Source organism: Bacillus gobiensis (assembly GCF_001278705.1).
GTDB classification, from domain to species: domain Bacteria; phylum Bacillota; class Bacilli; order Bacillales; family Bacillaceae; genus Bacillus; species Bacillus gobiensis.
The window spans coordinates 520,695-545,537 of the sequence record NZ_CP012600.1; the positions used below are offsets into that span (position 1 = coordinate 520,695).

Here is a 24,843-nt window from a genome sequence, read left to right on the forward strand (position 1 = left end):
GTAACTTGTTCTACACCGCTTCCTGTTTTTTTCTTATATAGCTTGATAGTATCATAAATACGACCATGTAGCCGATAAGAATCAGGATATTTCTGACTTCAGGCGTTTTTCCGGCAACGATCTGCCAGGCTCCATTCCCGAAGCTGTAAGATGGCAGCCATTTTCCGATCGCTCGCATGACTTCAGGAAGAATCTCCAGCGGCATCCACATCCCGCCGGTGAATGCCAGGCCAAGATAAAGAATATTGCTTACGCCTGCAGCGGTATCGACTCTTTTCAACGTGCCAATCAAGGTGCCTAAAGCCATGAAGGAGAATGAAGCTGCAAATATCCAGCTTCCGCTCATGATCCATACTGAGATAGGTAAAGAAATCCCGTGATGAATATCCCAGCTAAAAAAATGACGATGATCGACAAAGCGTGAATCACCGATTGCGCAACCATTTTGCCAAAGAAATAATAGGAGCCGGGAAGCGGAGTAACGCGCATAAACTCCGCCCAGCCCTGCGTTCGCTCTTGAACGTTACGAATTCCCAGCGTGAAAATTGCTGATCCCATCACACTAGTCTATTACTTTTTGGAAATGAAAGTTATTCCAAATTGTCACTGTTTTTATATGATAAATGTCATGAATTAATGAGGTATGTATCGGAGGACAAGTTTGTGGTAAGCTTAAAAGATATTAAAAACAAGAACTTATACGTAATGTTTGGGGGGAAAGACGTGAAACGGTTAGAGGGAATAAGAATTGCATTGGCTGGAAAGCGCAAATCGGAGGATTTGAGCAAGCTTGTCAAAAACCTTGGCGGAATACCGCTTATTCGGCCGGCTCAAGGAACAGTGTTTTTAGACGATTCAAACCTGGAAAAAGATGTTCGTCATCTCGTAAAAGGAAGCTATGATTGGTTTATTTTGACGACAGGGGTTGGGACGGAGACACTGTATAAAACAGCAGAAAAACTGGGGTTAGCCGATGAATTTATACAAGCGATTTCGAGGGCAAAGGTAGCTGCACGCGGATATAAAACGGTTAACATGTTGAAAAGGTTTGGGATTGCACCTGACGTCAGAGATGATGATGGGAGTACGGCCGGCTTGGTTAGAGCTTTATCCTCTCATGATCTAAAGGGCGCTAAAGTGGCACTCCAATTGCATGGTGATCCGGCGCCGAAGCTTGTTCATTTTTTGGAGGAGCAACAGGCCGAATATAAAGAAGTGCTTCCCTATCAGCATATTCCGCCGGAACCTGAGGTTTTGGAGCAGCTTCTCGACGAAATTCTGAATGGCAAGGTAGATGCTGTAAATTTTACGAGTGCTCCGCAAGGCAGATTTCTTTTTTCCTTTGCGAAGGAAAAAGGCGTCTTTCAAGAGCTGATGGATGCTTTTTCAAAAGATGTTGTTGCTGTAGCAGTAGGTAAAGTAACAGCTGCTGCATTAAAAGATGAGGGAATCGAACGTATCGTCATCCCGCAGGAAGAACGAATGGGCAGTGCTATTATTGCCTTGGAGCACTACTATAAAGAAAAAACTACAAAATAAATAAAGTATTATATTGCAAAAAGTCATTCTAGTGTCAGTGATCTATAAAGGCTTTAATTTTTGATTTATCTGAAATCAAGATCGAAGGAATACTAAAACAGGCATTAAAAAACTCGCTCTTTCCAACTAAGGGAGCGAGTTTTACTATTCATAATTATTTCACGATCAAAACCGGGATTTCCGATTCGGAGGAAAGCTTCTCACTGACGCTTCCAAATAATAATTTGCTCAGTCTGTTTTGATCTCTGCTCCCCATAACGATCAAATCTGCAGATATTTCTTCGGCATACTCAAGTATGGCATCTGCGGGCTCTCCTTCGAGAACCTTGATGTTTCCTTCATAATGATTTTCATCAAGTATCATTCGGGCATTTGCCATCACTTCCTCCGACCCGTCATCGTATATCAATGGCTCATCCGGCTCATGGTTTACATTAGGGATCGGAATATTTGCCGTACCACCCGAGACATAACCTGCTGCTCCGTATGGACGGGGAGGCTCGCCCGGATCAATTCTCCTGTCTTCATGAGCATGGGCGATGGATAAATTCGAATCTAGTTTTTTTGAAAGGTCTATAGCTTTTTTAAGAGCTTTTTTGCTGTCATCACTGCCGTCAAATGCGACGAGGATTCGATCAGCTGAAAACATTCTATATCCTTCCTTTCTTAAAGGTTATTTTTACTTTACCCGGCGGTGATGCGAATTAAACATTGCTTTATTAATCTAATTAGATTATAATCTAATTAGATATACATCTAACAGGAGGAAGGATATGCAGCTGAATCGAGTTATTCAATTTCATAAAACGCTGGGAGATGAAACAAGGCTGAAAATCATTGCCCTATTAAGATCCGGTCCCCTTCACGGTCAGGCGTTATCAGGGAAGCTGGGCTTAAAACCCCCTACCATCACCCATCATATCGGTAAATTAAAAGAAGTTGGACTAATAAAAGAGCGACGTGAAAAAAACACAGTCTATTTTTATTTCATAGAAAGTGAATTGGAAAAGAGTTTACATGTGACGAAAGAAATAGGAAAAAAACAAAAATTGAAAGTCACATTAGAAGAAAGGCATACGATTGAAAAAAACTTCTTTTCTCCAGATGGAAAACTGATGCAAATTCCTGCCCAGCAAAAAAAGAAAATTATTATTCTCGGGAAGCTGGCTGAAGGATTGGAAGCGAATAAAGTGTATTCCGAACGGGAAATCAGCGACTATTTAAAGAGATATCATAATGACTATGCTACGCTGCGAAGAGAGCTGATTATTCATGAATTTGCTTATCGGAAAAATAATGAGTACGTTGTCCAGCCATCAGAACTATGGATTATTTGATTTTTTCTAAACAAAAGTTTGGAATTTTTTCCAACAAATCAATTGACAATGAATCTGGGGCGATTTATGATTAGAATGAGAAAAAGCGAACGGAGGTTTGTGTCATGATTAATCAAGCAGTTCTTTCATACATACAGCTGAATATTCATGTGACTCAAACAAACGTTTCCGCTGCTTTGTCGATAGACATTTTTGTGAATTGAATATAAGCGATATAGGGGCGCATGTCACGAAAACGTGAATTTGCGCCCTTTTTGTGTCTTTTTGGGTGTTAGCTTATCAAAAGCTTAACCATAAATGAAAATTCTCCAAGTAGAATTTTCGAAAATCTAAGAATATTAAGGAGGAATTCATATGTTGGAAAGAAAAATTGACGAAATCATTTGCGGGGATAAACTCGAAGGCGGCTAACAAAAGAATAGGAGATGACAAGAGATGTTTTCAGTGTTATTCAAATTAAAATGGTTTTTTAAAAAATATTGGCTTCGGTACACGATTGCAATCGTACTTTTATTAGTCGTAAACGTTTTAGAAATGTTTCCGCCAAAGCTTTTGGGAAATGCGATTGATGATATGCAATCCGGCGCCATTACATTTAACGGAATTGTTTACTACATCGGGATATATCTCGCATTGGGTGTAATCGTTTATACGATTTCATACGTTTGGATGTATCAGCTGTTTGGCGGGGCGATTGTGATCGAAAAAATACTCAGGTCAAAACTGATGGGACATTTGTTAAAGATGACGCCAAGATTTTATGAGACGAACCGAACAGGTGACTTAATGGCAAGAGCAACAAATGACCTGAAATCCGTATCCATGACCGCAGGCTTTGGAATCCTTACACTGGTCGATTCAACGATGTTTATGATGACCATATTGGTTACGATGGGATTTATTATCAGCTGGAAGCTGACAATAGCCGCGATACTGCCGCTCCCGATTATGGCTGTTGCAATCAGTGTGTACGGCAAAAAAATTCACGAGCGATTTACGGAAGCACAGGACGCGTTTGGCGACCTGAACGACCGAGTGCTTGAATCCGTTTCCGGAGTGCGTGTCATCAGGGCCTACGTTCAGGAAAAAAATGATGTCAGCAGGTTTAACAAGATGACGGCAGACGTATACGAAAAAAATATGAAGGTAGCATTAATCGATTCTCTCTTTGAACCAACAGTCAAGCTGCTCGTAGGCTTAAGTTATCTTATCGGTCTTGGCTACGGAGCCTACATGGTGTTCCAAAATCAGATTACGATAGGTGAGCTCGTTTCGTTTAACGTGTATCTTGGAATGCTCATTTGGCCAATGTTTGCGATCGGAGAGCTAATTAATGTTATGCAAAGAGGAAATGCATCGCTTGATCGGGTAAACGAAACACTTAGTTATGAGCCTGATGTAAAGGAAGCTGCGCAGCCCCTGGCAGCAGAGTATTCAGGTGATATTGCCTTTCAACAAGTAACGTTTTCATATCCAAGCTCTACCCATAACAATTTGGATAAAATCTCATTTACGGTTCGTAAAGGGCAGACAGTCGGCATTGTCGGCAAAACGGGAAGCGGAAAATCAACCATTGTGAAGCAGCTGTTGAGGCAATACCCCGAAGGCGCGGGTGAGGTGAGTATTTCGGGAATTCCTATTCAGAAATTATCTCTTGACAAGCTCCACAGCTGGATCGGTTATGTTCCGCAGGATCACGTGCTGTTTTCACGAACGGTGAAAGAAAATATGCTGATCGGCAAGATGGAAGCTACTGATCAAGATATCCGGGAAGCTATTCAAAATGCCCATTTTGAAAAGGATCTGGAAAATTTGCCAGAAGGACTGTCTACATTAGTAGGAGAAAAAGGCGTGGCCTTATCCGGAGGGCAGAAGCAGAGGATTTCGATTGCCCGGGCACTGCTAGCGAATCCGGAAATTTTGATTTTGGATGATTCGTTATCTGCGGTTGATGCAAAAACAGAAACGGCGATTATTAATAATATTAAAAAAAATCGCAAAGGGAAAACGACGTTTATCACTGCACACAGGCTATCTGCGGTTGAGCATGCCGATTTAATTATCGTCATGGAAGACGGGAAAATACTGGAACGCGGAACACATAGGGAACTGCTAGAAAAAGATGGCTGGTACAATGAGCAGTATCAAAGACAGCAGCTTTCCTCTCCAGAAGAAGGGGGGACTGTAGCGTGAAAACAGGAAAACGGCTTTTTGCTTATGCCATGCTTTATCGAAAAACGCTGATGCTGGCGATTCTTATGCTGGTAGTCGCCGTGGCAGCCGAATTGACAGGTCCTTTTATCGCGAAAAAGATGATCGACGGGCATATCCTCGGAATTGAAACGCCGTGGTATGAAGTGGACGGCGGAGAACACGCCGTTTCCTACAATAATGGAAAGACATATGCCAGAGAGGCGTATTTGGATCCTGCAGATGAGCGGGGAAAGGAAGTCAGGATATTCCAAATTGGAATGGACTATTACTTTATAGATGGCGCTGTTTCATTTGATGGAGACAGGTCCGTTTCAAACGGGAAGTTGACAATAACAAACGGAAGCCGCTCGGAAACCTATGACGCTGTTCAGCTGTCAAAGGATGAAATATTGGCGTTTTACGAGCCGGAAATTAGCGGAATCGTCACGTTAAGCTTTATGTTTCTCGGCTTGCTTATCGTCTCGATATTCTTCCATTACGGCCAGCATTATTTGCTGCAGGCCAGTGCAAACAGGGTTATCCAAAGAATGAGAGAGGACGTTTTCTCCCATATTCAAACACTTCCAGTAAAATACTTTGATAATCTCCCCGCCGGTAAGGTGGTCGCAAGAATAACTAATGATACAGAAGCGATCCGGGATCTTTACGTGACGGTGCTTTCTCAATTCGTGACGAGCTTTATCTATTTGGCTGGAATCTATACGGCGATGTTTTTGCTGGATCCGCGGCTTGCGGCGATATGTCTGGCACTTGTTCCTGTGTTAATTATTTGGATGTTCGTATATCGAAAATTTGCATCAGGCTTTAACCATAAAATTCGTTCAATTAACAGTGATATCAACGCGAAAATCAATGAATCCATTCAAGGTATGACAATCATTCAAGCGTTCCGCAATCAGAAGGAAACTAAAAAGGAATTTGAAGAGTTGAATGATACACATTTTCGTTATCAGAACAAAATGCTGAATCTAAATTCGCTTCTGTCCCATAACCTTGTCAATTTTCTGCGGAACTTGGTCTTTGTCGGGCTTATATGGTATTTTGGCGGAGCTTCTCTAAATGCGGCTGGCATGATTTCTTTAGGTGTCTTGTACGCTTTTGTTGATTACTTAAACCGCTTGTTCCAGCCGATTACCGGTATCGTTAATCAATTTGCACAGCTTGAGCTTGCCAGGGTTTCGGCTGAACGGGTTTTCAGGCTGTTGGACGAAAAAGGAACCGAAGTAGATGAGAAGGAGTCTGCACGTTACGAAGGGAATGTGGTCTTTGATGATGTCTCCTTTGCGTATAACGATAAAGATTTTGTATTAAAGAACATTTCATTTGAGGCCAAAAAAGGAGAAACGGTGGCACTTGTCGGTCACACCGGTTCCGGAAAAAGCTCCATCATGAATGTGCTGTTCCGCTTTTATGATATTCAAAAAGGGAAGGTTACCATCGACGGTAAAAGCATATATGAAATGTCGAGGCAGGAGGTCAGAAGGCATATGGGGATTGTGCTGCAAGATCCATACCTGTTTACTGGAACGATCGCTTCCAATGTCAGCCTTGACAATGAAAAGATTTCAAGAGAAAAGGTCGAGAATGCCTTAAAGCAGGTGGGGGCGGATGAGCTGTTCAATCATCTTCCTGACGGCTTTGACGAGCCAGTTGTTGAAAAAGGCAGCACATTATCTTCCGGCCAAAGACAGCTGATATCATTCGCGAGAGCTCTGTCTTACGATCCAGCGATCCTGATTTTGGATGAAGCGACGGCAAACATTGATACAGAAACAGAAGCTGTTATTCAACGCGCGCTCGATGTTGTGAAAAAAGGAAGGACGACTTTTGTCATTGCTCACCGGCTTTCAACAATTAGGAACGCCGACCAAATTCTTGTCTTAGATAAGGGGCAGATTATTGAACAAGGGAACCATGACGAGCTAATGAAAGAAAAAGGACAATATTATCAAATGTACGAATTGCAAAAAGGGAAACAAGAAACACTTGCGGGCTAAATAGAGCCAGACGAATCACTTTTCGGATTCGTCTGGCTTTTTTATTCTTGAACGAAAAAAGAAGGCGCTATGGCAGCACCTTCTTTAAGCCATTATTATTGAATTTTTCCACCGAATGATTGTTGGGCTGCAGCAACTAAACGCTTCGTGATTTCTCCACCTACAGAACCATTTGCACGAGAAGTCGTTTCTGCTCCAAGGTTTACGCCAAATTCAGAAGCGATTTCAAACTTCATTTGGTCAACTGCTTTTTCTGCACCTGGAACGACAAGGTTATTTCTATTGTTTGGCATAGTAAAAGCTCCTTTTTCGTTTTTTTGCTGGGTGAGCTGGAATTGAACCAGCATCTGAGTTAGCAATACCCAGTACCTCTTGGCATCACCCAATGATTAAATTGTATGAATTAGTATGGGGTTCATTTTGAGAATCATGCACAGAGTATGTTGGTAAATAATGAAAAATGAAAACAGGGCTGTCCGAAAAGGACAAACCCGATAAAATTTAAAATTCAAGAATGTTGATATATCAATATTCTCGTATTTGAAAAAGGGCTTCCAAAAATCGAAAAATCGACTTTGGGAAGCCCTTTGGTTTTTTGGAATGCTTTAACGAATTCTGCTTTCTGAATCTTTATCAAAAAAGTGTGCTTTGTTCATATCCAAGGCTAAAGTTAATATATGCCCTGCCTCTACGTCCGTTCGCGAATCGACCCTTGCGATAAACTCCTGACCATCCACTTGAGAGTAAAGCATCGTTTCAGCTCCCATTAGCTCGGAAACTTCAATTTTTGCATTAATTTGTGTGTCTTTTGATGCATCTAAAAATACAGGCTCATCGTGAATGTCTTCCGGACGAATGCCAAGAATCAGTTCTTTTCCTTCGTATCCATTTGTTCTAAGCGTTTTCAGTTTTCCTTCTGGAATGGCAACTGTCGTTTCGGCAAATTTAAACTTGTTACCAATCAAAGTGCCAGAAAAGAAATTCATTGCGGGAGAACCTATGAAACCGCCTACAAAAACGTTTTCCGGTTTTTCATATACTTCTTTTGGCGATCCAACCTGCTGAATGAGACCATTCTTCATGACCACTAGCCGAGTTGCCATAGTCATCGCTTCTGTCTGGTCGTGTGTAACATAGATGGTCGTCGTTTGCAGGCGTTGATGAAGCTTTGAGATTTCCGCCCTCATTTGCACACGGAGCTTCGCATCCAGATTGGACAGCGGCTCATCCATTAAAAACACTTTCGCATCACGAACAATGGCACGTCCTAAAGCCACCCTTTGTCTTTGCCCCCCGGACAACGCTTTTGGCTTTCTATCCAAATATTCCTCAAGCCCGAGAATCTTTGCCGCATTTTTTACTCTTTGTTCTATTTCACTTTTAGGAAATTTTCTCAGCTTTAAACCGAACGCCATATTGTCATATACGTTCATATGTGGGTAGAGGGCATAATTCTGGAATACCATGGCGATATCTCGATCCTTAGGAGCGACATCATTCATCCGTTTCCCGTCAATAATAAAATCCCCGCTTGTGATTTCCTCAAGCCCGGCAATCATTCTGAGAGTGGTCGATTTGCCGCAGCCGGAAGGACCAACAAACACAATGAATTCCTTATCCTCAATATGAAGATTGAAATTTTCAACTGCTGTCACCTTGTTATCATATTGTTTGTAGATTTCTTGTAGCATGATCTCAGCCATTCGTTTTTCCTCCCCTTTTTGTAAGCGCTTTATTTCATATCCATAGTGTAGTAAAGCAGTTCGATTATGTAAATGGGCAACCTGCACAAAAAATACCTGCCAAAAAAGGCAATGTGATTAAGAAAGCCGGCTTGTAAGGAGTATGCTTTGAATCATTTGGACGGCTGCAGCCTCTTGAAAGTGGCGAATATCGATTCCGGTTTTTTCAATAAATTTATCAATCCGGTACTGAAGACTATTGCGGTGGATAAATAGTTTTTTGGCGGCTAGTGATGCGTTTAAATCGCATTCGAAGTAAGTTCTGATCGTTCGCAGAATTTCCTTATCCGCAAGCGCTTCAACTACTAACTCTGAAAGAGCTTCAGCAGAAACGGTGTGTGGAGCAGCAGAAATGAGCAGCGGCAGAGAATGATAAAAGGAACTTGGATTGTTATTGAATAATGGTAAATTTCCGAGCCATTTAAATATCATTTGTTCAGCTTGGATTTTTACTTTTACATGGTTGTCTAATTTATGAAGCTGGCCGGAATATAAAAAACAATTCACAAGGAAATCGCCGGTAATCGCATCTGTAAGCTCTTTTCTATCAGCACCCGAAAGAGGTTCGATTGGATCTGGCTGCAGGATTAGAATTTGCTGGTTATCTGTCCATAAAATGACTGCATCTTCAAAAAAGCCCTTAATTGCTGATTTTAATTCGTCCTGTTCTTCGATTGAATGTGACAGCCTGAGGAAATGAGGTTGAACAGAAATTGAATGCTTTGCATTTCGCAAAGGCTGATCACGGAATAAATACCCGTACCAATTCATTTCAGCTGATGAAAGCTCCTTTTGTTCCGGCAGGAATATCCGGTGAAAAAGGGTCGATAATAGTTTTTTTTCTTGATCGGTTATTGCTGATCGCAACAGGCCGAATGTTTCCTTTTGATCGGTTTGGAACCAAATATAATCCTTTGATGATCCGGCAGGAATTGATGTAATGAATGAGCTGCCATATGTTTTCTTTAACCTTTTCAGCATGTCAAAGCTCCTCCAAAAACGGTTTACTCGTAAATATGAAATAGCATAAGCTCGTGGATATCGTTTTTAAGTTCAGGCTCGTCATCATGGGGAGGATACGTTCTTCCCCATTCAATATCGCCGGTTTTATGGTAAATCCCTTCATAGTGAGTTCCCTTATAATAAAAAGAAATTTTCCAACCTGGCAGTCTTTCTTTTTTGAATAGCGGCTTCCATTGAAAATGAGAAATCATCAGTAATCACTCCTTACCTGATTTTCATCTAACAAATTAATAAGCTTCTCTACCCTCTTTAATTGTATCTCATTCTCATCAAAGATCATAGGCTTGCTATTTGCTTCAAAGATAATCGGGCGCGAATGACGAAAGCCAATATCCATGGAAAACTCTCCAATAAACCCGTAGGTACGTGATAAAAGATCCCCTGTATGGGAAACAATCGCTTCAAGCTCTGAATTGTTAATGTCAGAGGATATGGAGTCATAAGGGATAACAAAACCGCCGTTCGGAACGTGAGTAACAATTTGGCCGGAATTTGCTGCCCGCACGCCAATTCCGGTAATGGAATGGCGTTTTCCAGCATAGTTCGCAAGAACACGCAGATCAAAGCGATAGCCGTTTCGTTCATCACAGTCAACTGCTTCCTGAATAAGGGAGTCCCGCGCAACGGAAAAAAAATACAATTGATCAAGAAGCCTATCAAAAGTAAGATGTTTGAATTCTTCATGAGGAGTTTTTAACAGGTAACCTCCGTCTTTTTTTACAATAAAAAAAATCCCGTTTCCTTTACTGCCATTCGAATCCTTAATATAGATGCTGGAGTGTGTTTCAAGCATAGAAAACAAACCGTCTGAGGAAAAGCCGATTTTCGTATTCGGCAAAAAGCCCCTGAGAACAGGGTGATCCTCAAGCAGCTTATGCACAACACTTTTGTTGAAAAATTGGCGATTGAAAATGGGGATGTTCTTTTTCGCAAAAAATAGCCGCCAAGATGGACAGACCTCTTCTTCGCGGCGGGGCAGGCGATTATAAACCAGGTTAGGAAAAGAAACTTCCTTTGTCAGCCATTTATGAGCGTGAAAATCGAAATAAAAACCTTTCAGATATGAATCAAAAATCCCGTTCAAAGTAAATACATAGCATAAAATTCCCCGGCTGTTTGCGTGCATTTGCAGATGTTTAAAAAATTTACTGTCTCCTTTAAAGGTATTCCCTTTTTTCGGTTTGCCTGATAGCACGCCTAGGCATTTGTTTATCATGTCCAAAGACGGTCAGGCGAAAGAATGGACTGTTCGGATAAATATGCGGCATATTCAAAATTTCTTCGTTTCGTCAGCTGTTCGACTGTTCTGAGCCCCGGATGAGAGAAAATTCCTCTACCGGGCCTGGAATTGGCTTCGAATAACCAAAGCTTGTCGTCAGTATCAATTCCTAAGTCAAATCCGATTTCCCCGACGAAGCCGTCTATGTGCTCATCAATGACCTGGCTTAATAGCAAGGCAGCTGATGACAGTTTTCTAATGACCATAATTCTTTCTTTTGGATCATCATATATCTCTGCAAGAGTACGGATCACTCCGCCTTTGCTAATATGAGTCGTAATGCTGTTTTCGCCTGCAATTTTTGCTGCGATGGCGGTAACTGTCCATTCGCCCTTATCATTTTTATTGGTGTGTACTCGAAAATCGACCGGGTGATGATTAATTTCTAGTAAAGTAATTTTCTGCTGAATGATGAATGATCTTGAGTCCGAATTTTGGAAATGGTTGTTTAAAAACTCTTTCACCGATGAATATATCGCTTCAACCGGGGACTCCTGTTCGTAAATAGAATGCTTAACGATGAACTCTTGTCCAGAGCTTGTAATCTGAAATATCCCGTGGCCGAGACTTCCGTTTGCCGGTTTAATATAGATGCTTTTGTAGCTGTTCAGAAACCATTCCAGCTTTTCTTCTGTCGGATGAACAGCTGTATCCGGCAAAAAATCAGAAACTCGGAGGTCATGCAGCAACGATTCGTGAATATCCCATTTGTTAAAAAAGGAAGGATTAAACCATGGGATTTGATATTCTTTTATTAATCGGTCCTTCGTTTCCTTTAAAATAGAATAATGCTCGGATTTCCGATTAGGAAGCCGGTCGTACACGACATCCGGAAGAGGGACAACGGCTTCTTCCCAGCCATTTTCTTGGAATATCAGTGCCTTAACTGTTCCTTCGTCCCATTGTATTTGATGGGAACCAAACACGTAGCAAAATCCCCCCATGCCAAAGTTGGTCGTAAGCAGCTTTGAAAAAAACATCGAACGCTCCCCAATCGGCCGATGGAGCGATTTAGTAAAGCCTGCTGTAAAAATCCCGATTAACGGCCCGATAAAGGCGGTTTCTTCATGAAAAAGAAGCCGCGATTTACCGCGGTAGGGAATATGAAGATTCTTATAGATATTTTCTGATAAAAAGATGGTTTCTTTATGGGTACTATTAAAGGAAATGTGGCATCTCTCTACTTTTGTTCCAAAGGCAACATACAGTAAATTGTCTTTTTTTAGATTGGGAGGGAGAAGAACTGTATTATCTACATCCCGGAGTATACCGATGTGGTATAAACGGTCAGTCATGTTGAATCACTCCTCCAGCTTCAGGCGTCATGAGATAGGTGCAATAATTAAAAGGGCTTTCATATAAAAAATCCTTTGTGTTTGGCTCGGCAGAAAGGATGGACTTCCTGCCCGGCTTGCTATTTACATCAAAAAGCCACACTTTCCCGTCATTTGCTAAACAAATATCTAAACCAAGCTCGAAAAGCGGGCCGTGCTTCTCCTCAAGAACCTGCGGAACATGTGTTGAGATCGTATCAATATCATCTAACAGGAGGGCTTGCTGCATTTTGGGAAGCGAACGAAACCACTCGTCAAATTTGAGGATTTCTGCACCGCCGTTCAAATTGGACAAAAATCCATATTGATAGCCTTTTCTTACAGCTTTTCCCACAGATGCCCACTTCCCGTTTTTCGTTTTCTGCAGAAGTATTCTTATATCACAAGGATAGCCATTTTTGTCCTGAATGGAAAGGTAGGGCTGAATCATATAGGAATGTAGCAGAACTTTTTTTGTCCAAAGTTCTAAGGCGTTTAATGAAGCAAAACGTTTGATTTGCTTATTTTTTCCGAAATGGTAAGTAGCTTTTGTCGTCTTGTCTCTGAATTCCAAAAGGATGACACCACGACCACCGCCCCCTGATACAGGTTTAAGAACGCAGGCTTTTTCCTTCATCAGAAGGTCAGCAATATGAGAAAAACCGGAAACTAAAGAGGTGTCAGGAAGATAAGCTTTTAAGTCAGCATGTGATTGAAGATAATTTTGAATCGTCCATTTATCCGCTAATCCGTATCCTAGAAAAGTTGTTTTAGGATATTTTTTTAACCAGTCGACAATTGGTTTTGCTTTTTTAGAGAGAGAGTCTCTTCCGTAAAAGCAACGATCATAAATAAACTCCGGAATTTCAATGGTGGAATCATTCCACTGGCCGGATGGTGTATGATACGACAATGCATTGATTAGCATTGAGTCAGGGGATAGATCAAATGGAGTAAAGCGGACAAATTGAATCTGATGTGCTTCTGTCCGGCTGGCTAGCTCAGCAGCATATCCTTGTTCATGAGAAGTTGAAAGGGACATAAAACCAAGAGTTACCATTGATGCACTCCTCCTCGAATAGTTAAGCTTTACTTTTGTTGAAAAAACCGCAGTAGTCCATGCATATCCTTGCGATAGACAGAACGGATGGGGGAACGGCTGCATCTGCGTCCAAATCCCTTTTTGAAGGCTTAGTATTTACTTCAAGGACCCATGGGCGCCCGTTTATGTCAAGCGCCATATCAATCGCAAACTCTGCAAAAACTCCATCGAGCATTGCGGACAGGCTATCCGACACGTGAATCGCTGCCTCATACATGAACTTTTTTAAATGATAGGCTTCCCTTCTGTCAAATAAGTCCTCAAGCACCAGGAAAACCGGAAACAATTTTCCTCCTTGAGCTAGATTTGTAACAAAAGTATGTTCACCCGTCATTCTTGCAACCGAAGAGGAAACCTGCCATTTTCCCTTCGCTGAACGATAGCAGAGCAGTCGAAAATCGATAGGCTTTCCATAATAACAAAGCAGTGGAATGGCCTGTTGTATAAGGTAAGGCTCTTTGGTTATCAGCTTTTTTATTTCATTGTACATTTCCTCAAAGTCTGAATATTCGATTGTCTTCCCGGATTTGGAGGAAGAGTAATTGACTTTCACGGTCCCTTCATGACGGTCTAATTTAAATATTCGTTTGCCTTGGCTGCCGTGAACCGGTTTTAAGAATAGTTCATTTTTAGCTATCAGGTAATCCTTCAACTGATTTTTTTCTGCAAACAGCATCGTTTCTGGCAGATAGGGATGAAGATGAGGAAAGGATTGCAACAGCTGGTGAGTTAACCATTTATCGAGATAATGGTCATTGAAGATTGGAATTTGTTCGGTTCTCAACCCTCGTTTTATGGATTGAAAAACTTCTGATTGTTCATTTTTTCTAATATGGATCCGGTTGTGGATCATGTCAGGAAGCGGGGCGGGTTGCTTATGCCAATCACCTGAGCTGTAAAAATAACCTGTAGCCGTTTCAGTACAAAAGTCTTTGATCGAACTTACATAGAATATTGCATGCTTTTTTTGAAATTCCAAGGCAAGCAGCCTGCAAAAGGCTTGAACGGAGCCGAATTTGGGCTCGGTTTCCTGGATTTCCGTCAACAGGCAAATGACTGGCCCGACAGTCCATTCATCTGCCTTCTTTTTGATATGCAGAGCCACCGGAAAATCCACAGGTAAACACAAGGTAGAAAAAAGATCAGCAGACATTCGTGCATGCATACCTTCTTCATTCATTATTACGACTCTGGCTTTGGCCTTATTCCTGCCACAGGAAATTATTATATCGTCCGGACTGTCGCCAGCCTTTAAATATTCGGCAGCATCCTGGCTGATTTCAATCGTTTCGGCAGGGGACAGGGTACTTGATTCAAGTGTCAGTTTTGAATAATCCACAGCATTTCCCTCATTTGCTAAGGCTTCTGGTTAGACGCTATAATGGTCTATAGGCATTTTCCTAACATAGCTTATGTAGCAAGAAGATTACAGGTGAAAATAGGAGGCAAATGAACACAGTGGGTGTACTTGGAACATTTATATTTATGATCGTGATAGGTGCCGCAATAGGCGCTGTTACCAACCATTTAGCAATAAAAATGCTATTTCGCCCGTACAGGCCGATTTATTTATTCGGAAAACGGCTGCCGTTTACCCCGGGACTTATTCCGAAAAGACGGGATGATTTGGCTAAGCAAATGGGATTAACGGTCGTCAATCATTTGCTGACCCCTGAGGGTTTGAAGAAAAGATTAAATTCTGAGCTCTTTAAGAGCAATGTCATCAAATGGATTGAAGTGTTTATAGAAGAGACAAGCCAATCTTCTATGAAGATCAATGAGGTTTTAGGGAAAATAGGAATAAAAAATACTCATGAAAAAATTGATTCCTGGCTCAACAACTGGACAGACGAAAAACTGGATGAATTTTTGCAAAACCATCAAAATGAACCCATCAAAAATATGCTGCCGGAAGAAACGCATCAAAAGCTGACAAGCGGAATCCCGGTTGTGTCTGACTACATATTAAAAGTGAGCATCGGTTACTTTGAAAGCGAAGAAGGAAGAGACAGGCTGGAGAGGATGATCGATGATTTTTTCAAGGAGCGGGGCAAGCTCGGCAGCATGATTCAAATGTTTCTTGGCAACAGCAGCTTAGTGGATCGAATTCGCCCTGAATTAATCAAATTTCTAAACAATACAGAAACGAGGCAGCTGCTAACGGATTTGCTGAGGAACGAGTGGGCGAAGCTAAGAGAGTATACGTTCGAGGAAATAAATCAGACGTGGGAAGCAGAAACGATGATTAAAACGACGAAGCAGAAGATAATGAAGAGATTTTCTACTAAACCTATATTGGAAAAAAGGATTGGAGAAGCTGTTAAGCCTTTTAAAGAAGACATTACACAAACCTATCTTCCGGCTGCTTTTGATTGGTGTGTTAACGCACTTAATAATCATATGGACGATTTATTTAGGCGCATGAAGCTTGAAGAAATTGTAAAAGAACAAGTGGAGGATTTCCCGGTAGAACGATTAGAGGAAATGGTTCTTTCCATTTCAAAAAAAGAATTTAAGATGATAACCTATTTAGGAGGATTTCTCGGAGGAATCATTGGAGCCATTCAAGCTCTCTTTGTCATGCTTTTTTAATCCTGGCTATGGAGGCGTGTCTGGCATTCACCTTCTGTTTGGGTATTCGTATACTATGTTTAAATCGGCTGAAGTCTGTTATAGTGAGGGGAGTCTTTTTACTAAGAAAGGAGTTTTTCTAAATGACAAACAATTATTATGACGTGGCCTATGATCTTGAAAAAGCGTTGCGCCAAAGTAATGAATATGCGGAATTAAAAAAACTTTATGATGAAGTGAATGGTGATCCTTCTTCGAAGAGCATGTTTGAAAATTTTCGCGACATTCAATTAAAGCTGCAGCAAAAACAAATGCAAGGCGAGGAAATTACCCAAGAGGAAGTCGAACAAGCGCAAAAATCAGTTGCTCTTGTACAGCAGCATGACAAAATTTCCAAGCTGATGGAATCAGAGCAGCGCATGAGCATGATGATCCAAGAGCTTAACAAAATCATTATGAAGCCGCTGGAAGAATTATACGGAAGTACTGAACAGTAATTGATCGTAAATAGCTGACCCGAAAATTTTTCGGGTCGGCTTTTTTTGGCAAATCGGAGCGACAACAGTAAGAAATGTAAATACTTCGAATAATCCTATGACTTCTATTTTACCAGGTCCAGGAATACCTCATATCGGCATGCCAGCCATTGTTGGGAAAATAATTGTGGATGATATAAGCGGGACCCATGCCTTTGGCAAAAATGTTGTCTCTTTCGATCCTCAACTCCATCGGTCCCCCGATCTTCCCATTGTCGTTGTTGTCCTTCCACACCTCATACTGTTTATTACAGGTTTTGTCCTGGTGATACATATTATCACACCAAGGGCCGGACGGTCCGAACCAGACCTGCTTGTGATAAAAATCGACATCGGGAGCGTTCGGGTTGATGATTTGCCCCCATGCTTCAAGACAAAAGGGTTCAGACTGAATATCCCATTTCACGTAATGCTGTTTTCCTCCTTCAACCTTCTGAAGGGGCTTCATATTCCGGCAGCTGACATCCCCGATCTGTTCTTTCGTCACACGCTGTTTAAGAAAACTTGTATTACTGCCAAATCCATCAAGTAAAATCCACTTTCCGTCATCACTTTTCTCAAATTTTTCATAGTTTGCCGGCGGCCATTGATCAGGGTCTCCCCACTTAATATAAGATACCCCACCGCCTTGGGGCTCCCATGCCCACTGATTACGCCAATTGCCGGACCAGAATTGTCCCGCGCTCTTTTCGAACATGCGGGAGTAATCACCATACGTTCCAAGAGATTGTGCCTGAGCAATTCCAGTACAAAGACTTATTGTGATTAAAGCAAATATTCCTGTGACAATTACTTTCATCCTCATTCTTCAAAGGCCTCCTCATTTTCACACAAAATATTATAACTTATCGGAATAAGTGAGAAATAACGGAATTGCAGGAAAAACTAAAAACCCAGTCTAAATTACGGATCTTTAGTCAAGCTCACTACAATAGCTTGTTAATAAAAAATAATTTTATTTAAAAAAACTGCTTGTATTTTCCGTATGAAGCTGAGATAATATTTATGAAAATGCTTACATTTTAATTTTTTTCGGAATACAATCAGTTTGGTATATTTGTAGTTTAAGTTTTACTGTGAAATAAAGGGGATATTGAATAGATTCTTTCATATAAGTGTGTTCGGGATCACACAGGGGGAAAATGGGAGAAATGCCATATGGTTGTATTCCGAAAGATAAAAGTCCAAAAATTTTGGGCTTTTTATTTTGCGCAAACAGGCTGTTCTAAACCTCGTAATAAGGACATATTCTCTATAGGAGAACAGTCATCTTTAGAAGGGGGATTTCAGCTGTGTCAACTCGCATGTTAGCTTTAAATATTGACGGTACGCTGCTTCGTTCCAACGGACGCCTCCATCCGGCAACGAAAGAAGCGATAGAATATGTAGTGAATAAAGGCGTGTATGTCACACTTGTTACGAATCGGCATTTTCGTTCTGCACAGAAAATAGCCAAAGCACTTAAGCTCTCTTCAAGAATTATAGCTCATAGCGGCGCATTCATTGCAGACAAAGTCGATAAGCCTTGGTTTGAAAAAAGAATATCAGAAGAAAATACCTTTGCAATCACCCAAATCGTTGAAAGCTATAATGCAAACATTCGAATTTTGCATGAAAATTTTTCAATTGGAAACAAAAAGGCGATTAACAGTTCGTTAATTGGGAAAACTTTGATTCACCCGTCAGATCCTATTTTTTATCCTGTTCAATTTGTTGAATCGTTGAGCGATATGCTAATTGATGAACCAGTACGTGCGCCTGTGATCGAGATTTATCCTTCACCTGAGAATAAGAATGAAATCCGATCTATCATCGAAAAATCATTTTCAAATGTAATCCTTCGAGAAGTATCAGAGGATAAGATGATCGTAGTCGAAAAAGGGGTAAGTAAGGAAAATGCCCTTAGCCTATTAATATCGGATTTAGACTTGAGTATAGAAGATGTGGTCGCGATCGGATATGGAGTCGATGATCTTGCAATGATTGAACTGGCCGGATTGGGTGTTGCGATGGGGAATTCGCCAAACTCTGTGAAGCAGAAGGCGGATTGGGTGACCCGTACAAACGATGATCAAGGGGTCGCCTATATGATCAAAGAGCATTTTCGCAAGCAGCACAGCGATAACTTCATGAAAAAATATATCGTGAAAAAAAGATAACAAAAGCCGCACGAGAGAGCTCACATGACTCTCGTGCGGTTTTTCACAAACCCAGATCATACATCTACTACGCTTTTTGTTTTTCTCCCTCTTTTTTCCATTTAAACACTTTGTTAAGCAGAGTATAGATTTTTCTCGACTCTTTTGTCAGTAAAGGTCCTAAAATCGCCAGAATTAAAACATAAAGGGCGGCAAAAGGGGTTAAAATGCTTGATAAACCGCCGCTTATGCCGAGACCGGCTACAATTATGGAAAATTCACCTCGGGACACAATTGTCAAGCCAATGTTTGACGATGCCCGATGAGAAAGTCCTGCCCGTCTTCCGGCAATCATACCTGCTGTAAAGTTTCCGAGCAAAGTTAAAACAACTGCACCCAGAGCGAGCCAGATTGCATCTCCTAATGTGAACGGGTCGATGCTTAAGCCAAAGCTGAAAAAGAACATTGCTCCGAAAAAGTCGCGGAAAGGAACAACGAGTTGCTCGATTCGATCGGAATGCTCTGTTTCAGAGAAAACGAGTCCTAATAATAATGCACCGATTGCCTCTGCGACGTGGATTGTTTCTGAAAAACCGGCAATAAAAAACAGCGCGGCAAAAATTGAAATAATAAACACTTCGTTGGAACGAATATCAAAAATTTTGTTTAAGAGCCAAGGAAGCTTTCTGGCAATGATAAAGAACAGCAGCATGTACCCTAATGCAGTAAGAATCGAGATCAGTGCACTGCCGACCGAGGTGGCATCGCCCAGCACCAATCCTGATACGACGGATAAATAAACCGCTAAAAAGATATCTTCAAACATGATGATACCGAGAATAAGCTCGGTTTCCGGATTTGCCGTACGCTTTAGGTCGACAAGCACTTTTGCTACAATCGCACTTGAGGAGATTGTAATAATTCCGGCTACAATGAGTATTTCTAAAAACTCAAACTTCATAATAAACCCGTAAAAGATCCCCAGGCTGAAGTTGATCAAAATATATATTGATCCACCGACTGCAATCGATCTGCCTGACTTGATCAGCTTTTTGACAGAAAACTCCAGTCCGAGATAAAATAAAAGAAACAGGACTCCCATTCTGCCGAAAAAGTCAATAATCTCTGCGCTTTCGATAAATCGTAAATCAATGATCCCAAGCTTAGGAGCATGGGGACCCACAATCATTCCTAAAATAATTAAAAAAGGAATAATTGAAAATTTAATTCTGCTGGCGATAGCTGCAGCGATAGCTATTAAGACTAAAGCGGTACCGATTTCGAACACTAGATGATCCATAATTTATCACTCTCCCGCTCTAAGAAAATCATGTGTCATCAGCTTTAACGATTTTCTTTCTCCGGAAAGGACAAGTGTATCGCCTTCTTCAATAATGCTGTCAGCTCCCGGGTTCAGCAGTTTGTCTTGATTCTTTTTAATAATTGCAATGACAGTGACGTCATAATTTTGCCTGACGTCCAGCTCTCCCAGTGTACGTCCTATTGCCTTAGCCGATTTTTCGATCTTATACCACTCAATAATTAAGTCATTAAAAGCCATTTCAATCGACTCGAGAGCCTGTGGCTTATAGACCATCCCCCCGAGAATAGCTGCGATTTGTCTGGCTTCATTGTCATTTAATGAAATACTTGAAATGATTTCATCTGGATCATTTTCATCCATCCGGTAGATTTCTCTTCGTCCGTCATCATGAATGATAACCGTCATTTTTTCTTGGTTTTTAGTTACAAATTCAAACTTTTTTCCTATTCCTGGAAGATCGCTTTCTTTAATATTCAACCTCATCACTCCATTATGATAAAAATATCTGCTAATTAGTGCTGCTCTATACGTTATTTCAGGTAATTTCTTTAAATGACGGATTGAAAGCAGCGAGGTAATTTGATTGGTATTTTATTGGGGTGGCACATTTTCGATCAAGGAAGCAACGCTCTGTCAAATGTACCATTACTTCTTCCCGAGGCTGTTCTGGGCCGGATAGATTGAGAGGACGCCCATCACGAAGAGAGACACCAGCTATTTTAATGGCTGGGGGCTTTGCTGCAGTGTGGGAAGCATTTCCTTCCATATGAGGAGAAATTTGTTCCTCAATGCTTAAATCTTCTGAGGCAGTTATATACTGCGCATAAGGAGAAATAGCAAATAATACACATAAAAACGCTCTCAAAAACATTTTTTCCATTCTTCCCTCCTTTCCTAACTATATCAACTATATACTAAAGATAGATAATCTTTCAATTAAAAAGACTTTTTCAGTATCATATGATCTTATAATTTAATGGTCGGAACAGATTTCATCATGTGTGATAACCTATAAAATAGGGAATATAGAAGTAAAAACGATAAAAAAGAGGGTGAAATGATGATTAATGCGGCCATTGTTGCTTATGGATTATCAGGAAGAGTTTTCCACGCTCCGTTTCTACATACTCATCCAAAATTTAATCTTACAAAAGTTGTGGAAAGAAACAAGGAAGAGTCTGTAAAAAGGTATCCTTATGTGGATATCGTACGTTCAATTGATGAGCTGCTTACAGACGAAATGCTTGATCTGGTGGTTATTACTTCTCCAAATACCACTCATTATGAATTTGCAAAACAAGCCCTGGAAGCAGGCAAGCATGTTGTGATTGAAAAGCCGTTTACCGTTACGTCTCAGGAAGCGAAAGAACTCGGCAGATTGGCTGACAAGAAAGGGAAAATTCTTTCTGTTTATCAAAACAGAAGATGGGATGGAGATTTTTTAACTGTTAAACACATCGTGAAGAATAAAATGTTGGGAGATTTAGTCGATTTTGAATCCCACTTTGACCGGTTTCAACCATTACAGGCAGACCAGTGGAGGGAAAAAAACCTTCCGGGCTCTGGCGTCTTATATGATTTGGGCGCCCATCTAATCGACCAGACGATAGATTTATTTGGCTTGCCGCATTCGTTGACAGCAGAGATAAAAAGTCAGAGAGAGAAGGCTGAAGTTGATGATTTCTTTGATATTCGCCTTCATTATAGAACTCATACCGCTACACTAAAATCGAGCATGATCGTTAAGACGCTTGGGCCGCGATTCGTGCTTCATGGAACAAAGGGAAGCTATAAAAAATACGGCATTGATCCGCAAGAGGAGCTGCTTGATTCGGGTGAATTTCCTGATTCTCCTGCGTACAAAAAAGCCATTGAAAGCGATCAGTGGGGACAGATTGAAACCGAATGGAACGGTATGGCCATCAAAGGAAAGATTCAAAACGTTTATGGAAATTACACCTCTTATTATGATGACATTTACCAAGCAATCAAAGAGAATAAAAAACCGATAGTGACAGCCGATCAAGCATACAAAACCATCTGGCTCATTGAACAGATGCAAAAAAGCTCTGAAGAAAAACGAACGATTTTTCTGGAGGGCATAGATTGATTTCAACTTTATTTAAACACTTACTTACTCGTTATGAAGGCGGAGCGATAATTTTCAGAATGCTCCGTCTCTTTTAATTAATTATGAATCCTAACTTGATTAACTATCCTTTATTCCTGATTTTTAGGAAGACTACATATATTTCTATATCCTGATAAAAAAATTTGATTTCAAAAAAAGTCTTGAATAATGCACAAGAATGTATTACTGTGTATATAGATATAAACACATAAACAATTTGGAGGGTAAAACGAATGGCGATTCAATGTCAGCTGCTGAGGCAAGCTCTGCAGCAGAACCGTTTTGTAATGGCCGGCATTAGCGCTTCTTCTATTTTTCGAATCTTTTCATTTGTTTTGTCGTATGAACTAGTAAGGAGAGGAGAAGTTGCATGCTGAAAATAAGTCAAGTTACGAAGCGGTTTGGTAAGCATACAGCCGTAGATCATTTAGAATTGGATATTCCTGAGCAAGAAATGTTTGGGCTTCTGGGTGCGAACGGAGCGGGGAAAACGACAACGTTTCGAATGATTTTAGGTCTCTTGCAGCCTACTGAAGGTAAGATTACATGGAAAGATAAGCCGATCGATTATAGCGTCAGCCACTCCATCGGCTATTTGCCCGAGGAGCGGGGGCTGTATCCAAAGCTGAAAGTAAAGGAACAGCTAGTCTATCTGGGCAGACTTAAAGGGATGAACAAGAAAGAAGCAGAAATGGAACTCTCCAGGTGGCTTGAGCGCTTTAATATTGTGGAATACGCTGATAAAAAAGTAGAAGAACTCTCAAAAGGAAACCAGCAAAAAATACAATTTATCACTTCCATCCTTCATAAGCCGAAGCTGCTGATTCTAGATGAACCCTTCAGCGGCTTGGATCCTGTAAATGTTGAATTGTTGAAGGACGCAGTCACTTCCTTAAAAGAAGAGGGGACATCGATCATTTTTTCAAGCCACAGGATGGAGCATGTTGAAGAGCTTTGCCAGCACCTTTGCATTCTTCAAAGAGGGAAGCCCGTTGTGCAAGGGGAGCTTCGCCAAATCAAACGAGCCTTTGGCAAGAAAAATGTAACGATTCATGCTGACTACGATTTGGACTTTTTGAAAAATCATTCTGGCGTCGTCAAGTGGAAGGAAACGATGGAAGGCATTAAGCTGCAGGTAGAAAATGAAGAAATTTCGCAAAATATTTTTTCCAAGCTTTCAGGAAGAGGATTTCTGCGAAAGTTTGAGCTTGAAGAGCCTTCCTTGAATGACATCTTTATCGAAAAGGCGGGTGCTTCTTATGAATAGATTTATGATTATGCTTTTTCATACTTATAAATCTAAAATTCTATCAAAATCTTTTTTAATCTCAACCATGGTTACGGTCCTTTTTTTAGTAGGATTTACGAATATGAACTCAATCATTTCAGCTTTCAACTCCGATGACAAAGAAAAAGAGGTCGCTGTCGTCGATGAGACAGACCAATACTTCGAGCTTTTTTCTACCCAGCTTAAGCAAGCAGACCGTGACATTACCGTTACGAAAGTGGATGATGAGACGCAAGCGGAAAAAGAAGTGAAAGATGAAAAATCGGATGGGGTTTTTATTCTTTCCGGAGCTGAAGGTGAAAAATTAACAGGGACATTAAAAGCGATGGATTTTTCAGATTCAGAATTAGCATCAAAATTCGAGCAGGCCTTGCAGCAAACGAATATGGCTCTGCAGACCGCACAGCTGAACCTCAGCCAGGAAGAGCTGAATTCCTTGTTTGAACCTGCTTCTATTGAAAGAGTCGCTTTGGAGGAAACGGCAAAATCCGAAGAAGAGCTTAATCAGGCAAGAGGACTGGTTTATATCATTCTCTTCGTTATTTATATTTCAGTATTGATGTATGCTTCCATGATTGCGACGGAGGTCGCTACTGAAAAATCATCACGTGTTATGGAAATTCTTATTTCGAGTGTCTCCCCAGTGCAGCAAATGTTTGCCAAGCTTTTCGGAGTTGCTTTAGTCGGCGTCACTCAATTTCTGATTTTTGGATTGATTGGCTATGCTTCGTTTATGAGAAATGCAAATGACAGCTTATCTCCTGTCAGCGGCTTTTTTGATTTTTCAAATATTCAAATCTCTACTGTGATTTATGCCATCGTCTTTTTCTTGCTCGGATATTTTCTATATGCGACGCTGGCAGCTTTTCTCGGCAGTATCGTGAGCAGAATTGAGGACGTGCAGCAAACGGTAGCGCCGATGACCTTTTTAGTTATTGCAGGCTTTATGATCGCTATTTTCGGGCTGAGCACACCGGATGCACCATTTGTTACGATTACTTCATTCATCCCGTTTTTTGCGCCGATGATCATGTTTTTAAGAGTCGGAATGCTTAATGTTCCTTTTTGGGAAGTTGCCTTATGCATCGGGATTCTGCTTGCCACGATCGCCGCATTAGCTGTAATTGGAGCGCGAGTATACAAAGGCGGAGTACTGATTTATGGAAAATCGAGTCCGTTAAAGGATATTAGAAGGGCGCTTCATTTGTCTAAAGAGTAAATCAAATAAAAATTAAGTGTTAAAAAGAGTGAGTATTCTTCATGAAGCAAGATGGATGAATACTCGTTTTTTTTGACTGATGGAATATTG

The 24,843-nt window shown here is 40.9% G+C and carries 24 protein-coding genes and 1 pseudogene; 11 read left to right on the forward strand and 14 right to left on the reverse strand.

The window, feature by feature from the left end; genetic code table 11:
* Positions 1 to 10: 10 nt before the first annotated feature.
* Positions 11 to 564 (reverse strand): annotated as a pseudogene (locus AM592_RS02560) (ABC transporter permease); the annotation flags it as partial.
* A gap of 159 nt (positions 565 to 723) precedes the next feature.
* On the opposite strand from AM592_RS02560, the gene AM592_RS02565 reads away from it, so the two are divergent.
* Entirely contained in the window at positions 724 to 1,539 is an 816-nt protein-coding gene (locus AM592_RS02565) for a uroporphyrinogen-III synthase (protein WP_053605956.1), read from the forward strand.
* Positions 1,540 to 1,693: 154 nt separating this feature from the next.
* On the opposite strand, the gene AM592_RS02570 is transcribed toward AM592_RS02565, so the two are convergent.
* Positions 1,694 to 2,188, reverse strand: coding sequence for a universal stress protein (locus AM592_RS02570; protein ID WP_053602324.1), 495 nt, complete (start codon positions 2,186 to 2,188; stop codon positions 1,694 to 1,696).
* Positions 2,189 to 2,312: 124 nt separating this feature from the next.
* On the opposite strand from AM592_RS02570, the gene AM592_RS02575 reads away from it, so the two are divergent.
* The 3 genes from AM592_RS02575 (at position 2,313) to AM592_RS02585 (ending at position 7,087) form a co-directional block, all read left to right on the forward strand.
* Positions 2,313 to 2,876 carry a DUF2087 domain-containing protein gene (locus AM592_RS02575; protein ID WP_053602325.1) on the forward strand — a complete coding sequence of 188 codons (564 nt, stop codon included), beginning with the start codon at positions 2,313 to 2,315 and terminating at the stop codon, positions 2,874 to 2,876.
* A 435-nt stretch (positions 2,877 to 3,311) separates the two neighbouring features.
* A complete protein-coding gene (locus AM592_RS02580) occupies positions 3,312 to 5,069 on the forward strand; it encodes a multidrug ABC transporter ATP-binding protein BmrC (RefSeq protein ID WP_053602326.1) in 1,758 nt (585 codons plus the stop codon).
* Positions 5,066 to 7,087, forward strand: a complete 2,022-nt coding sequence (locus AM592_RS02585; RefSeq protein ID WP_053602327.1) for a multidrug resistance ABC transporter ATP-binding protein/permease BmrD — start codon at positions 5,066 to 5,068, stop codon at positions 7,085 to 7,087. The genes AM592_RS02580 and AM592_RS02585 overlap by 4 nt, the downstream gene beginning before the upstream one ends.
* A 95-nt stretch (positions 7,088 to 7,182) precedes the next feature.
* On the opposite strand, the gene AM592_RS02590 is transcribed toward AM592_RS02585, so the two are convergent.
* From AM592_RS02590 to AM592_RS02625, 8 genes are all read right to left on the reverse strand, one after another.
* Entirely contained in the window at positions 7,183 to 7,380 is a 198-nt protein-coding gene (locus tag AM592_RS02590; RefSeq protein WP_053605957.1) for an alpha/beta-type small acid-soluble spore protein, read from the reverse strand.
* 312 nt (positions 7,381 to 7,692) lie between these two features.
* On the reverse strand, positions 7,693 to 8,790 hold the full coding sequence (locus AM592_RS02595; protein WP_053602328.1) for an ABC transporter ATP-binding protein: 1,098 nt from the start codon (positions 8,788 to 8,790) through the stop codon (positions 7,693 to 7,695).
* A gap of 117 nt (positions 8,791 to 8,907) precedes the next feature.
* Positions 8,908 to 9,810 (reverse strand): PucR family transcriptional regulator, encoded by a 903-nt coding sequence (locus AM592_RS02600; RefSeq protein ID WP_053602329.1) that lies wholly within the window; start codon positions 9,808 to 9,810, stop codon positions 8,908 to 8,910.
* 23 nt (positions 9,811 to 9,833) lie between these two features.
* The gene (locus tag AM592_RS02605) at positions 9,834 to 10,043 is read right to left on the reverse strand and encodes a YheE family protein (RefSeq protein WP_053602330.1); all 210 of its coding nucleotides are present in this window, start codon (positions 10,041 to 10,043) and stop codon (positions 9,834 to 9,836) included.
* Entirely contained in the window at positions 10,043 to 11,068 is a 1,026-nt protein-coding gene (locus AM592_RS02610) for a YheC/YheD family protein (RefSeq protein WP_082363661.1), read from the reverse strand. Before AM592_RS02610 ends, AM592_RS02605 begins: the two co-directional genes overlap by 1 nt.
* Positions 11,065 to 12,426, reverse strand: a complete 1,362-nt coding sequence (locus AM592_RS02615; protein WP_053602332.1) for a YheC/YheD family endospore coat-associated protein — start codon at positions 12,424 to 12,426, stop codon at positions 11,065 to 11,067. The genes AM592_RS02610 and AM592_RS02615 overlap by 4 nt, the downstream gene beginning before the upstream one ends.
* Complete coding sequence (locus AM592_RS02620) at positions 12,419 to 13,504, reverse strand: YheC/YheD family endospore coat-associated protein (protein WP_053602333.1); 1,086 nt, start codon at positions 13,502 to 13,504, stop codon at positions 12,419 to 12,421. Before AM592_RS02620 ends, AM592_RS02615 begins: the two co-directional genes overlap by 8 nt.
* Positions 13,505 to 13,526: 22 nt before the next feature.
* Positions 13,527 to 14,885, reverse strand: coding sequence for a YheC/YheD family endospore coat-associated protein (locus tag AM592_RS02625; RefSeq protein ID WP_053602334.1), 1,359 nt, complete (start codon positions 14,883 to 14,885; stop codon positions 13,527 to 13,529).
* Positions 14,886 to 15,004: 119 nt separating this feature from the next.
* On the opposite strand from AM592_RS02625, the gene AM592_RS02630 reads away from it, so the two are divergent.
* Complete coding sequence (locus AM592_RS02630) at positions 15,005 to 16,138, forward strand: DUF445 domain-containing protein (RefSeq protein ID WP_053602335.1); 1,134 nt, start codon at positions 15,005 to 15,007, stop codon at positions 16,136 to 16,138.
* Positions 16,139 to 16,260: 122 nt separating this feature from the next.
* Positions 16,261 to 16,614, forward strand: a complete 354-nt coding sequence (locus AM592_RS02635; RefSeq protein WP_053602336.1) for a YlbF/YmcA family competence regulator — start codon at positions 16,261 to 16,263, stop codon at positions 16,612 to 16,614.
* 109 nt (positions 16,615 to 16,723) lie between these two features.
* Here the strand turns inward: AM592_RS02635 and AM592_RS02640 are convergent, their stop codons facing one another.
* Positions 16,724 to 17,458, reverse strand: coding sequence for a hypothetical protein (locus AM592_RS02640; protein WP_053602337.1), 735 nt, complete (start codon positions 17,456 to 17,458; stop codon positions 16,724 to 16,726).
* A gap of 487 nt (positions 17,459 to 17,945) precedes the next feature.
* On the opposite strand from AM592_RS02640, the gene AM592_RS02645 reads away from it, so the two are divergent.
* A complete protein-coding gene (locus AM592_RS02645) occupies positions 17,946 to 18,812 on the forward strand; it encodes a Cof-type HAD-IIB family hydrolase (RefSeq protein ID WP_053602338.1) in 867 nt (288 codons plus the stop codon).
* A 67-nt stretch (positions 18,813 to 18,879) separates the two neighbouring features.
* Here AM592_RS02645 and AM592_RS02650 read toward each other — a convergent pair whose 3' ends face one another.
* Genes AM592_RS02650 through AM592_RS02660 form a run of 3 tightly spaced genes read right to left on the reverse strand, consistent with a single transcriptional unit; the run spans position 18,880 to position 20,995 of the window.
* On the reverse strand, positions 18,880 to 20,091 hold the full coding sequence (locus AM592_RS02650; protein ID WP_053602339.1) for a cation:proton antiporter: 1,212 nt from the start codon (positions 20,089 to 20,091) through the stop codon (positions 18,880 to 18,882).
* Between the two features lie 6 nt (positions 20,092 to 20,097).
* Positions 20,098 to 20,592 (reverse strand): cation:proton antiporter regulatory subunit, encoded by a 495-nt coding sequence (locus AM592_RS02655; protein WP_053602340.1) that lies wholly within the window; start codon positions 20,590 to 20,592, stop codon positions 20,098 to 20,100.
* A gap of 58 nt (positions 20,593 to 20,650) precedes the next feature.
* Positions 20,651 to 20,995: a hypothetical protein gene (locus AM592_RS02660; protein ID WP_053602341.1), complete on the reverse strand. Its 345-nt coding sequence runs from the start codon at positions 20,993 to 20,995 to the stop codon at positions 20,651 to 20,653.
* Between the two features lie 177 nt (positions 20,996 to 21,172).
* Between AM592_RS02660 and AM592_RS02665 the strand changes: the two genes are divergently transcribed.
* The 4 genes from AM592_RS02665 (at position 21,173) to AM592_RS02675 (ending at position 24,753) form a co-directional block, all read left to right on the forward strand.
* Positions 21,173 to 22,225, forward strand: coding sequence for an oxidoreductase (locus tag AM592_RS02665; protein ID WP_082363664.1), 1,053 nt, complete (start codon positions 21,173 to 21,175; stop codon positions 22,223 to 22,225).
* Positions 22,226 to 22,479: 254 nt separating this feature from the next.
* Positions 22,480 to 22,623 (forward strand): hypothetical protein, encoded by a 144-nt coding sequence (locus AM592_RS24065; protein WP_158320284.1) that lies wholly within the window; start codon positions 22,480 to 22,482, stop codon positions 22,621 to 22,623.
* Entirely contained in the window at positions 22,617 to 23,513 is an 897-nt protein-coding gene (locus tag AM592_RS02670) for an ABC transporter ATP-binding protein (protein WP_053602343.1), read from the forward strand. The genes AM592_RS24065 and AM592_RS02670 overlap by 7 nt, the downstream gene beginning before the upstream one ends.
* The gene (locus AM592_RS02675; RefSeq protein ID WP_053602344.1) at positions 23,506 to 24,753 is read left to right on the forward strand and encodes an ABC transporter permease; all 1,248 of its coding nucleotides are present in this window, start codon (positions 23,506 to 23,508) and stop codon (positions 24,751 to 24,753) included. The genes AM592_RS02670 and AM592_RS02675 overlap by 8 nt, the downstream gene beginning before the upstream one ends.
* The last annotated feature ends 90 nt before the right edge of the window (positions 24,754 to 24,843 follow it).

Coding starts and splice junctions, on each gene's coding strand:
- AM592_RS02570 (WP_053602324.1), bottom strand. CDS start 2,188: ATGTTTTCAGCTGATCGAATCCTCGTCGCATTTGACGGCAGTGATGAC.
- AM592_RS02575 (WP_053602325.1), top strand. CDS start 2,313: ATGCAGCTGAATCGAGTTATTCAATTTCATAAAACGCTGGGAGATGAA.
- AM592_RS02580 (WP_053602326.1), top strand. CDS start 3,312: ATGTTTTCAGTGTTATTCAAATTAAAATGGTTTTTTAAAAAATATTGG.
- AM592_RS02590 (WP_053605957.1), bottom strand. CDS start 7,380: ATGCCAAACAATAGAAATAACCTTGTCGTTCCAGGTGCAGAAAAAGCA.
- AM592_RS02595 (WP_053602328.1), bottom strand. CDS start 8,790: ATGGCTGAGATCATGCTACAAGAAATCTACAAACAATATGATAACAAG.
- AM592_RS02600 (WP_053602329.1), bottom strand. CDS start 9,810: ATGCTGAAAAGGTTAAAGAAAACATATGGCAGCTCATTCATTACATCA.
- AM592_RS02605 (WP_053602330.1), bottom strand. CDS start 10,043: ATGATTTCTCATTTTCAATGGAAGCCGCTATTCAAAAAAGAAAGACTG.
- AM592_RS02610 (WP_082363661.1), bottom strand. CDS start 11,068: ATGATAAACAAATGCCTAGGCGTGCTATCAGGCAAACCGAAAAAAGGG.
- AM592_RS02615 (WP_053602332.1), bottom strand. CDS start 12,426: ATGACTGACCGTTTATACCACATCGGTATACTCCGGGATGTAGATAAT.
- AM592_RS02620 (WP_053602333.1), bottom strand. CDS start 13,504: ATGGTAACTCTTGGTTTTATGTCCCTTTCAACTTCTCATGAACAAGGA.
- AM592_RS02635 (WP_053602336.1), top strand. CDS start 16,261: ATGACAAACAATTATTATGACGTGGCCTATGATCTTGAAAAAGCGTTG.
- AM592_RS02640 (WP_053602337.1), bottom strand. CDS start 17,458: ATGAGGATGAAAGTAATTGTCACAGGAATATTTGCTTTAATCACAATA.
- AM592_RS02650 (WP_053602339.1), bottom strand. CDS start 20,091: ATGGATCATCTAGTGTTCGAAATCGGTACCGCTTTAGTCTTAATAGCT.
- AM592_RS02660 (WP_053602341.1), bottom strand. CDS start 20,995: ATGGAAAAAATGTTTTTGAGAGCGTTTTTATGTGTATTATTTGCTATT.
- AM592_RS02665 (WP_082363664.1), top strand. CDS start 21,173: ATGATGATTAATGCGGCCATTGTTGCTTATGGATTATCAGGAAGAGTT.
- AM592_RS24065 (WP_158320284.1), top strand. CDS start 22,480: ATGGCGATTCAATGTCAGCTGCTGAGGCAAGCTCTGCAGCAGAACCGT.
- AM592_RS02670 (WP_053602343.1), top strand. CDS start 22,617: ATGCTGAAAATAAGTCAAGTTACGAAGCGGTTTGGTAAGCATACAGCC.
- AM592_RS02675 (WP_053602344.1), top strand. CDS start 23,506: ATGAATAGATTTATGATTATGCTTTTTCATACTTATAAATCTAAAATT.